Origin of the sequence: Microcoleus sp. D3_18a_C4 (assembly GCF_036702415.1) — a bacterium.
GTDB lineage: Bacteria > Cyanobacteriota > Cyanobacteriia > Cyanobacteriales > Microcoleaceae > Microcoleus.
In genome coordinates this window covers 17,851-28,149 of sequence record NZ_JAUBTI010000088.1, presented here as the reverse complement: position 1 = coordinate 28,149, position 10,299 = coordinate 17,851, and the positions used below count along the sequence as shown (strand labels likewise).

At 47.3% G+C, this 10,299-nt stretch carries 8 protein-coding genes; 3 read left to right on the top strand and 5 right to left on the bottom strand.

The annotated features are described in order from the left end of the window. Positions 1-189 precede the first annotated feature (189 nt). Positions 190-1,938 (bottom strand): ABC transporter ATP-binding protein, encoded by a 1,749-nt coding sequence (locus QUB16_RS26330; RefSeq protein WP_333320715.1) that lies wholly within the window; start codon positions 1,936-1,938, stop codon positions 190-192. Between the two features lie 530 nt (positions 1,939-2,468). On the opposite strand from QUB16_RS26330, the gene groL reads away from it, so the two are divergent. Then, positions 2,469-4,160: a chaperonin GroEL gene (groL, locus tag QUB16_RS26325; protein ID WP_333154590.1), complete on the top strand. Its 1,692-nt coding sequence runs from the start codon at positions 2,469-2,471 to the stop codon at positions 4,158-4,160. Between the two features lie 361 nt (positions 4,161-4,521). On the opposite strand, the gene QUB16_RS26320 is transcribed toward groL, so the two are convergent. Continuing rightward, positions 4,522-4,779, bottom strand: coding sequence for a DUF2811 domain-containing protein (locus tag QUB16_RS26320; RefSeq protein ID WP_050813024.1), 258 nt, complete (start codon positions 4,777-4,779; stop codon positions 4,522-4,524). A 211-nt stretch (positions 4,780-4,990) separates the two neighbouring features. Here QUB16_RS26320 and QUB16_RS26315 point away from each other — a divergent pair, with 211 nt between their 5' ends. Beyond that, the gene (locus tag QUB16_RS26315; RefSeq protein WP_333320713.1) at positions 4,991-5,224 is read left to right on the top strand and encodes a hypothetical protein; all 234 of its coding nucleotides are present in this window, start codon (positions 4,991-4,993) and stop codon (positions 5,222-5,224) included. A 21-nt stretch (positions 5,225-5,245) separates the two neighbouring features. Here the strand turns inward: QUB16_RS26315 and QUB16_RS26310 are convergent, their stop codons facing one another. Then, entirely contained in the window at positions 5,246-5,488 is a 243-nt protein-coding gene (locus tag QUB16_RS26310; RefSeq protein WP_333320711.1) for a hypothetical protein, read from the bottom strand. 104 nt (positions 5,489-5,592) lie between these two features. Beyond that, positions 5,593-6,252 (bottom strand): class I SAM-dependent methyltransferase, encoded by a 660-nt coding sequence (locus QUB16_RS26305; protein ID WP_333320709.1) that lies wholly within the window; start codon positions 6,250-6,252, stop codon positions 5,593-5,595. Positions 6,253-6,938: 686 nt separating this feature from the next. Here QUB16_RS26305 and QUB16_RS26300 point away from each other — a divergent pair. Next, entirely contained in the window at positions 6,939-8,984 is a 2,046-nt protein-coding gene (locus tag QUB16_RS26300; protein ID WP_333320707.1) for an ATP-binding protein, read from the top strand. 38 nt (positions 8,985-9,022) lie between these two features. Here the strand turns inward: QUB16_RS26300 and QUB16_RS26295 are convergent, their stop codons facing one another. Beyond that, positions 9,023-10,219 carry a Gfo/Idh/MocA family oxidoreductase gene (locus QUB16_RS26295; protein ID WP_333320705.1) on the bottom strand — a complete coding sequence of 399 codons (1,197 nt, stop codon included), beginning with the start codon at positions 10,217-10,219 and terminating at the stop codon, positions 9,023-9,025. Positions 10,220-10,299: the final 80 nt, after the last annotated feature.

The following is a 10,299-nucleotide window of genomic DNA, read 5'->3' as shown; positions in this document are numbered from 1 at the left end:
CCCGCTCGCGTATTGTACAATACGCGAGCGGGGACGCTCGCACTGTAAATGCAAAACTGAGATGCTCCCGTGCCGTCTCCCTACCCGGATTAATTGTAGGGACACGGGACACTCGCGGTGTCGAAAGCTGTGGGTAATATTAATTCCGATGCTACCACATTTGGTATGACTCAAAGTATCGGTCACTGGTCAATGCAGCAAGTCCTCTAATTTTTGCTGGTTCCACAAATACTGATAAAGCCCTGTTTGCCCTACCAATTCAACGTGAGTGCCACTCTGAACTATTTCTCCTTTCTCCATCACAAAAATGCGATCGGCACTGGCCGCCGCTGACATTTGATGCGAGATAAAAATTACCGTTTTGCGATCGGTTCCCGTTGCCAAGTTTTGCAAAATGTCGGTAGCAGTTTGATTGTCAACGCTAGAAAGAGCGTCATCCAAAATTAACACCGGGGCGTCAACTAACAAAGCGCGAGCAAGTGCTGTCCGCTGCCGCTGTCCGCCGGATAAAGTAATGCCGCGCTCGCCGACAACTGTTTTGTACTGTTGCGGGAAGTTGAGGATTTCGGCGTGAATTTGCGCTTGTTTTGCCGCCGCTTCAATCTCCGGCTGTTCCGCTAAAGGGTTTCCGTAGCGGATGTTATTCTTGATGGTAGTGCCGAACAGAAAGCTTTCTTGCGGAACGTAGGCGATCGCCCCGCGCAATTCGGTCAATTTTACCTCAGTAATATCCTGTCCGTCTAAAAATAACTCGCCCGGATCAATATCTAGCAAGCGTGGCAGTGCATTAGCTAAAGTTGATTTTCCCGATCCGATCGCTCCCACAATTGCGACAGTTTCTCCCGGTTTTATGGTAAAATCAACATCTTTAAGCGCGGGAGTCTTAGCACCGGGATAAGTATAATTTAGATGGCGAGCCACAATTTCTCCTTTGACTGGAGTTGCCAGTTCAACTGCATCGGCAGTATCCTTAATTTGCGGTTCCACAGTCAGAATTGATTCGATGCGATCGACACTCACTTCTCCCCGCTGGTAAGCAGTAATTGTGAAACCCAACAGCGCCGTCGGAAACACCAAACGCTCGACATAAATCAGCAACGCCACAAAATCGCCAATGCTAATTTGACCATTAGCAATTGCCCCGCCACCAGCAGAAAGCAGCACCAACAAACTGATACTTGCCAAACCGCCCAGCAGCGGAAAAATAAAGTTTCTAGTTTTTGCTAATTCCAAATTTGCTGATAGCAACTGTGCGTTGGAATTGCGAAAAGCTCGGCGTTCGTTTTCTTCTTGAGCGTAGATTTTAATTACGGACATCCCGCTCATATCTTCCTGAATTAAATCGCTCATCGCCGACAATTCCTCTTGCACGGCTAACTGTTGGATGCGAAGTTTGTCGCTAAATAACTGTACCAAAACCAGCATTAAAGGATAAACGGCGATCGCAAACAGCGTCAGCCTTACATTAATCCCCAGCATCACGGGCAAAGTCAAAGCATAAGCAAAAGCTGTATTCGCCAAACTCAGCACCGCAAACCCCACCAAGCGCCGAATATTGTCCAAATCGGAAGTAGCGCGGTTAATTAAATCTCCTACCGTATTGGCGGCAAAATAAGACGGTTCTAATGTTAATAAATGATTAAATATTTGCTGTTTGAGGTCAAATTCGACTTGACGCCCCACGCCAAACAGCAAAATCCGCGACGCCATCCGAATCACCCACATAATTGAGGCGAGAATCAGAATTAGTGCCACGAAGTTGAAAACTTCGTCAAATTTATTCGCAAATTGGAGAGTGTCAACTGCATTCCTAATCAGCAGGGGAATGTAAACGCCCACAGCATTTACAACCAATAGCGAAAAAACGCCCCAGAAGGTTGGTTTCCAGTGCGGGCGCATATAAGAGCCGAGTTTTTGCAGTCGAGAATAACGAGCCATAGGAAGAAGGAAGAAGGAAGAAGGTTCGGCAGCGAGCAATGTACGGGATGTAACGGATGGATGCTGAAGGAAGAAGGAATCTTCCCCACAGTTTTCAGCAATTAAGAACGTCCTAATAGTCTTGGCGGTTGCTATAGAAGGTAGAAGTTTGAAAAAAGAATAGAAGCTCTATCGAAAGGTAGATGACCGAAAACACAAGTTAAGAAATTTTTTAATAAAAATTCTGCTTTGGGATGACGCGCCATAAAAGTTGGGTTTGGGGCCGAGCCAAAACCCGATCGAGATGTAACAAACCATATTATATCTGCGGGACAGGATATCTGTGAGGACACAGCAGTGCCGTGCCCCTACCCGCTGTGGGGACACGGCATTGCCCTGTCCTTAGCCACCCGGAACGAGCTCGCCCAAATCTCCCATCCGCCCCCCCAATCCCCCACACGGTTGAGGCGCGCTACAATCAAAAATCGATCGGCTTAGCACTCAGACTCAGAGAGTGCTAAATTTGCTAATGTAAGCGATTGGAGACAAACATGACAAAAATAGTTGCATTTAGCGACAAATCTCGGCGGGCACTAGAACGCGGCGTCAATCAACTCGCCGATGCTGTCCGCATCACCTTGGGCCCGAAAGGCCGGAACGTCCTATTGGAAAAGAAATACGGCGCTCCCCAAATCGTTAACGACGGTATCACCGTTGCTAGGGATATCGAGCTCGAAGACCCCCTGGAAAATGCCGGCGCTCGCTTAATTCAAGAAGTCGCCTCCAAAACTAAAGATATCGCAGGCGACGGCACAACAACCGCAACGGTTATCGCTCAATCCCTCATTCGCGAAGGTTTGAAGAATGTCGCAGCAGGCGCAAACCCAGTCGCGCTGCGCCGGGGTATTGAAAAAACGATCGCCCACTTGGTGCTGGAAATCGAGAAATTGGCGAAACCCGTCGAAGGAAGCGCCATTGCTCAAGTCGCTACTGTCTCCGCCGGTAACGACGAAGAAGTCGGCGCCATGATTGCCCAAGCAATGGAAAAAGTCACCAAAGACGGCGTAATTACTGTTGAAGAGTCGAAATCTCTGACAACGGAATTGGAAGTTGTCGAAGGGATGCAGTACGATCGCGGATATCTTTCTCCGTATTTCGTCACTAACACCGATCGCATGGAAGTTGAGTACGAAAACGCTCGCATCCTGATTACCGACAAAAAAATTAGCTCGATTCAAGAACTAATTCCAGTTCTCGAAAAAATCGCCCGCACAGGTCAACCGCTGCTAATTATCGCCGAAGATATTGAAGGCGAAGCTTTGGCAACTCTGGTAGTCAACAAAGCCCGCGGCGTATTGAACATCGCAGCAACCAAATCTCCTGGTTTTGGCGATCGACGCAAAGCTATGCTTCAAGATATCGCCGTACTCACCGGCGGTCAACTGATTTCTGAAGAAGTCGGACTCAGCATCGATACGGCAACCCTAGAAATGCTCGGTACCGCCCGCAAAATTACGATCGACAAAGAAAACACGATCATTGTTGCAGGCGAAGAACACAAAGCTGACGTGCTAAAACGGATCGAGCAAATCCGCAAACAGCTAGAAGCGACGGATTCCGACTACGACAAGGAAAAGCTAACCGAACGCATCGCCAAACTCGCCGGCGGCATCGCTGTAATTAAAGTCGGCGCAGCTACCGAAACCGAGCTCAAAGACCGTAAACTGCGTATTGAAGACGCTCTGAACGCTACTAAAGCTGCTGTGGAAGAAGGTATCGTTGCCGGAGGTGGCACGACGCTAATTCACCTGATTACAAAAATAGATGCGATCAGAAATACTTTAGACACCGAAGAACAAGTAGGCGCTGACTTGGTGAAGAAAGCTTTGGAAGCACCTTTGCGTCAAATCGCTGATAATGCCGGCGTTGAAGGTTCGATCGTCATCGAACGAGTGCGGGCGAGCGAGTTCAACGTTGGCTACAACGCTCTCACCGACGTGTACGAAGATATGATTGCCGCCGGGATTATTGACCCGGCTAAGGTAGTGCGATCGGCTTTGCAAAATGCCGGTTCCATTGCTGGTATGGTATTGACCACTGAAGCTGTGATTGTCGAAAAACCCGAGAAGAAAAAAGCCGGCGGCGACATGGGCGACATGGGCGGCATGGGCGGCATGGGCGGCATGGGCGGCATGGGCGGCATGGGCGGCATGGGCGGCATGGGCGGCATGGGCATGATGTAGTCTTCAGCCATTAGTTTGTAGCCTGTAGGGTGCGCCATAAGCACCATGCGTGTCAACAAGCGCGTCTTATGTACTACCCGTCTACTGTTTGACGATTAAGGCAGTTTACCCTCCCGGCATCCCCTGATAGTCCGGGGGGATTTTTCATTCTCTTGTAGGGGCAATCCCCCCGTGGCAGCCCCAATCCCCCCGTGGCAGCCCCAATATTTGAAACACCGATTCCCTCGTCCGTGGAGGGGGTAGGCACGGGGAGTAGGGGTAGCACTACCCCTACAAAATCCCGATTTTCCTGAAAATGAAACAGCCCTGCTTCTTAAGGGACATGCAATGGGGCTCGGCATTAAGCTATAAGCGATAGTTCTCAGGACGAGGGAGTTACATTGTTGCTGTGCAAGTCTTGAGGAGATTGAAACAGAGTTTCGAGATAAACTCTCGCAGCTTGGCGATAACTGCGCGAAGCTTCAGGCGTACCGCTATCGGCATTCTGCAACAAAAACAGCGACAGGGCCGCGCAAAATACTCGGTCTAGATCCCATTCGGGATGGGTTTCCAGGTAAGTTTTGAGAGAATCGTGCAGCGTTTCGGGAATTTCAGCAAAAATACTGACTGTTGGGTTCATCATTTTTTTTAGTCTCGCTAATAAATTGAAAACAGAACCCCCCCTTCGGCCGGATACAGGTGCAGGCACAGCCGAAATCAGAGCGCTTTTTTTTAGGTCGGTCGCATCATTGTGCGCTATGAGGGGGTGGGTTTGTCAATGTTGCGAAATATTACAAACTCCTTTATATAAAAAAAAGGTTTACCAAATAATAAGCTTTTCAGGGCATTTTTTGTTACATATCTTTATGTGTTGGGGGCTTTATGAGGAATTAGGCAGCAAGTTAAGGAAATCCCCAATTCCGCAGCAAGATGCTACCGTGCCGTTAATTTCTGTGGAAAACTTTGTCGAATCTGTGGAAAACCTCAGACTTGCCTGGGGAAACGCTGTGGAATGTTTAGGGAAAAGTCAGGGAAAAAATAAGAATTGCAAAGGGGATGGGGCATGGGGCATGGCTAGCAAATAAAAAATGACTACTGACTAATGACTAATGACTACTGACTACTGACTTCCTAAGTGCCACTCTGCCGCTTTTTGGCGGATGGTTGCCAATTCTGCGGGTGGCATTTTGTCGAGATTGGCTAAGAGAAAGCTCATGGGACCGATCGACTGAAGTTTGTCCCGCTGGCGCGCTAGGAAATCCCAGTAGGGAAGATTTATCATCTGTGGGGTTGATAGCAGCTTGGTTCTGCCAAAGTCGATCGCCTAATATCCAAACGCCAACAATCATTTTATTTGTTTCACCCTTTCACCATAAAAGTTATCTTTTACTTTTCATGAGGGCTGGTTGTCTATTCATAAAAATTAATGGGCTGAAAAATCACAACTCAAAACTCATGATTTATCCGCTTCTGGCGAGAACGTACTAGAGCATAACATTGATTTCCAAAGATAGGGACACCGACCCGCAAATTTAAATTTTATGTCGGTGTATCCTTCAGATGTTAATAACTTGGTCAGCGTCTCTACTGAAAAAAATTTAATGTGCCCGTTATCCCAAAGAACTGTAAAATGTTTATCTAGTTTGCCAGAAACCGCTAAAGCCACATTTTTTAAATAGCCGTGATAGGGTGTGGAAATAATTAGTCTTCCTCCCGGATTGAGGCATCTTTTGGCAGTTTTTGCTATTTCTTTAGGATAAAGCAAGTGTTCGATTACTTCAATAGCTAAGACAACATCAAATGAGTTCAGAATATCGGTATCGGGGAGGTCGTAAATATCTGCTTGGATAAACTGACAATCGGGGAAACTTTGACGGGAGATGGAAATTCCGGGTGCAGAAGTGTCAACGCCGACAACTTCGCAGCCGTGCTCTGCGATGACGTGACTGAGGCTGCCATTGCCACAGCCGAGATCCAAAACTCGGAGTTTTGTCTTGCTGGTCTGCTGAAGTGTCGCCAGCATTTCTAAAAGGGGAGATATCAAATAAGCGTGATGATATCTCGGACGGTTGTTTGTGTAATAATACGTATAATCGCTAAAGTTTTTTTTCATCGATTAAGCTATGGAGATTATTGCCGAGACCGCGAATTTACGCGAATTTACGCGAATTTACGGAGCGTGGGTGCACTGTTTGGGCCAAGGTTCCCCACATTAGGGTGGTCAGAGTTGATCGGCAGCTCGATCATCTCATTCTTTTTGTTTGACAGGTGAATTATTGTCACCGAATCAATCGGATGGCAAAAGAAATCTTTGACAGGGTGCAAAATCTCGCATCGCCCATCTCTGGCCCATCTCTTGAAGGCATTCGGAAAGAAAAAGTCCGATCGAGCAGAATTCTCTCTGTGTACTACCCGGAGACAGAACTTTTTGCCCGTTAATTTGGGTGTCAGAGTGCATCTATGCGATTCTAGCTTCAAGCAACTGCGGTATGTCCACCCGACGCTTTTGGCAGCCTGAAAAATCGGCCCCTGGGCGATCGGATGCCAATCGAGCCGAAAATTGAGAAGGGAAGTGTGACCGAAATCACAGGCAGTGGCCAAACAAATTGCTAAGCCTCTTTAAGTCCACACACTTAGAATCGAGATTACTACAGTGGCTTCTATAATTGTGTTTAAATGTTGTTCGGAAGCTGTGTTGTCCAGTCAGCAGAGCCCCCTAGACAGATTCACGCTTTCGGTCTGGTTTATTTCACTTTAATGGTCGCTGTTGGGTGTTGCACCTTAATTTAGATATTTCCTATGGTTAAGTTAGGTCAATCCTCCTTTCGCCGTATTTTACTGTCGCGGATTTTGTTGCTCAGCGTACCGGTTCTACTGGTGGGGGAGTATGTTACCTATCGCAAGGCACGCTCGACGCTTCTGGAAACTGCTCGTCAAAACTTGACAGAAAGTGCAGTCAGAAAAGCAGACACTATTGAACAGTGGGCGAAATCGCTGAAGTCGAATCTGATCGGCGCTTCGGAAAGCTCGATGTTGCAGTCGGTAGATCCGAAGGATTATCAAAAGTTTATCGCCCAATTAGGGCAGCGGTTGCCAGCCCAGGTTGATTGCTTGCAATTGACTAATTTAAAGACAAATCAAGTGATAGCAAGCACTTGCGGGCAGCAGCCGATTCAGTCGTTGCCGGCAAAATTTTGGCCGCCCGTACAGCAGCAGCAAACGCTGCTGGACGAAAAGAGCGTTTACATCAGTCTGTCCTTACCTCCCCAGCGACAGGGGACAGCAAACGATCGGAAGGCGGCTTTGGGGGCTGAGGATTTTCCCGATGCGGGTAAAGAAGGCTCCGATAGCCAAGCGAGTTTGGTGTTGAGCGCTCCTGTTTACATTCGTCGGGGCAATACCCTGCAGTTGAGTTATGCTTTGAGTTTGCAGTCGGCCTTGCCTGTGCAAACCAGCGCTCCCAAGGGTTCTTTAGCCGGCTATACTGTGGCGATCGACCAAGATGGGACGATTTTGGCGCACCCTAATGTCAACCGCGTGGGCCGCAATATCGACGCCGAGGCAGATGCCGCTCGACTAAAAAGTATTGTCAGAAGGGCGATCGCAGGCGGAACAGCTTTTCTCCACCTATTTTCCTTTGAAAGAAATGGTGTAGAGTTGCTAGCAGGATACGCCGCTATCCCGAGTCCTTCAACTACACAGGAGAACAGCAAGTGGATTATTTTAGCTGTCTCTCGTTTAGATTACGCTCTGTCAGGTTTGGAAGAAATTCAGCAAGTTTTATTTAATTTAATTGTAGGTTTGGTTGCTGCTAGTATCATCGCGACTTTATATCTGTCTCGCGACTTGGCGCGTCCTGTGGAAAAACTGAGAGACTACGCCATGAAAGTAGATACGGAAGCGTCGCAGACAGTGCCCCAAGATTTCCAAATTAGGGAATTTAATCAACTATCAGAAGCACTCAACAGCATGGTACAGCGCCTCAGAGCCTGGGCCAAAGAATTGGAAGTAGCAACCAAAGAAGCGCAAGTTGCCAATCAATTAAAAAATGAATTTTTGGGGAATATTTCTCACGAATTAAGAACGCCACTCAACGGGATTATTGGTTTTATTCAAATTGTGCGGGACGGCTACTGCGATGACCGAGATGAAGAAATGGAGTTTTTACAGCGGGCCCACGACTCGTCCATGCAATTGCTCAATATTATTAATGATATTTTGGACATTGCTAAAATAGAATCCGGCACCTTCTCCATGATGTTAGAAGTAGTTGACATTACTCAGGTACTTGAAGACGCGATTGATTTGCAAGCGACTCAAATTGAGGAAAAAGGCTTGAAGTTAAGTTTGCCAGAGCCTCACGATCCGATTATTGTTCATGCCGATCCAGAGAAGCTAAAACAGGTGTTTTTAAATATTTTGAGCAATGCCGTTAAGTTTACAGAGTCGGGGAGTATTAGTATATCTGTGCGGCTAGAATCGAGGACTAATTCTGCTAGTTTTAACGGCAGTGGGGAAAGTACGACGGGCCCCAGCGGTCAAAGCGATTGGGTGGTGGTGACAATTAAAGATACGGGAATTGGTATCGATCCCGAGCACCAGCAGAAATTGTTTCAACCTTTTGTGATGGCTGATGGTTCTACAACTCGCAGGTTTGGCGGTAACGGTTTGGGCTTGGCTATCTCGCGAAGGATAATGGAATCTATGATCGGAAGCATTACCCTGCACAGCGCGGGCGTGAATCAAGGTACTACGGTGATGATTTCTTTGCCTGTCAATCAGCAGTCAAGTTTTTATTTTCACAGCCCGGACTTAGTAACGGAAAAGGGAAATTCCAAAAGTTAAGGAGTGATTTTCCCAATCTAAAATCTAAAATCTAAAATCTAAAATGGTATTAGGGGCTGTCCGCCGAGTTCGAGGGATTTGCTCAAAGTGCTGAGAATGCGGATTAATTCGACGGAAGCAGCGCCCGAAGAGGTAAGACAGGGGGTATTGGTTTGCACGCAGTTGAGGAAGCGATCGCACACTCGCCTCAGCGGTTCTACTTGTTCTAAAGTCAACACTTCGCGGTGTCTCAGGCCAGTTGGCTGCGGCGCGAGCGCACTTTCAAAAGAGTTATTCTCTTCCCCTCGCCAATCTGAATTGCCGCGCTGCAAAATCAGGGAAGTTTCTGGCGACATTTCATCAAAAATCAAGGTTCCCAAACTGCCAACAACTGTTAAGCGCCGTTGTTTGTCGGGATTTAGCCAGCACAGGTGAATAAATGCTTGAAATCCGTCGGGATAGGTGAGCGTTACCCAAACTAAATCTGCTAGTTTTTCTGCAGGATTAGTAGTCAGCAGTGAAGGAGCAAATTGATTTTCAATTTCTGCTGCTTCTGGATTTATTCCTTCTTCCTGGTTCGCTCTTCCTTCTTCCTTGTTCCTTCTATCCTTTACATCCGTTACATCCGTTACAGAATCCGTTGCCGAACTTCCTTCTTCCTTCGGAAAAACAGTGCCGATCGCCCTTACTTCAATTGGCATTTGTTCCAGCCAAGTATTGAAAATAGCGATATCGTGAATAGCCAAGTCCCAAAGGGCATCAACGTCATGGCGCACCGGTTCAAAATGGGTGCGCTGGGCGTAACCGTAGCGCAATTTTCCAAGTTGATGCTGTTGAATAATTCTTTGGCCTCGATCGACTGCTGGATGAAACAGATAAGTGTGGTCAACGAAGAGTTGCCGCTGCTGTTTTTCGGCTAATTGACAGAGTTCTATTGCTTCAGTCAGGTTGAGGGCGAGGGGTTTTTCTGCTAAGACGTGGTAGCCTTGTTTCAGCGCTGCTGCTGCGAGGGTGTAGTGTGTGGAAGCTGGAGTAGCGATCGCCACAGCTTGCAGTCCCGGCAAGGCTTGCACTTGAGACCAATCGGCAGCTAGAATCACCGAGGCATCAAGATTAAACTGTTTTTGAACGGCCGCCAATGAATCTCGATTCGGGTCTACCACCGCTAAAACTTCGCTGTTGGGATGTTCGAGAAAGTTGCGAATTAGGTTAACTCCCCAGCGACCGGCACCCAATACAGCTATTCCGATTTTCATTAATTATAATTTAAAAAATCGCACAGCAATTATAGCATATTTTGTTATTATTATCTATGTTTTTACTCAAAAAAATCACT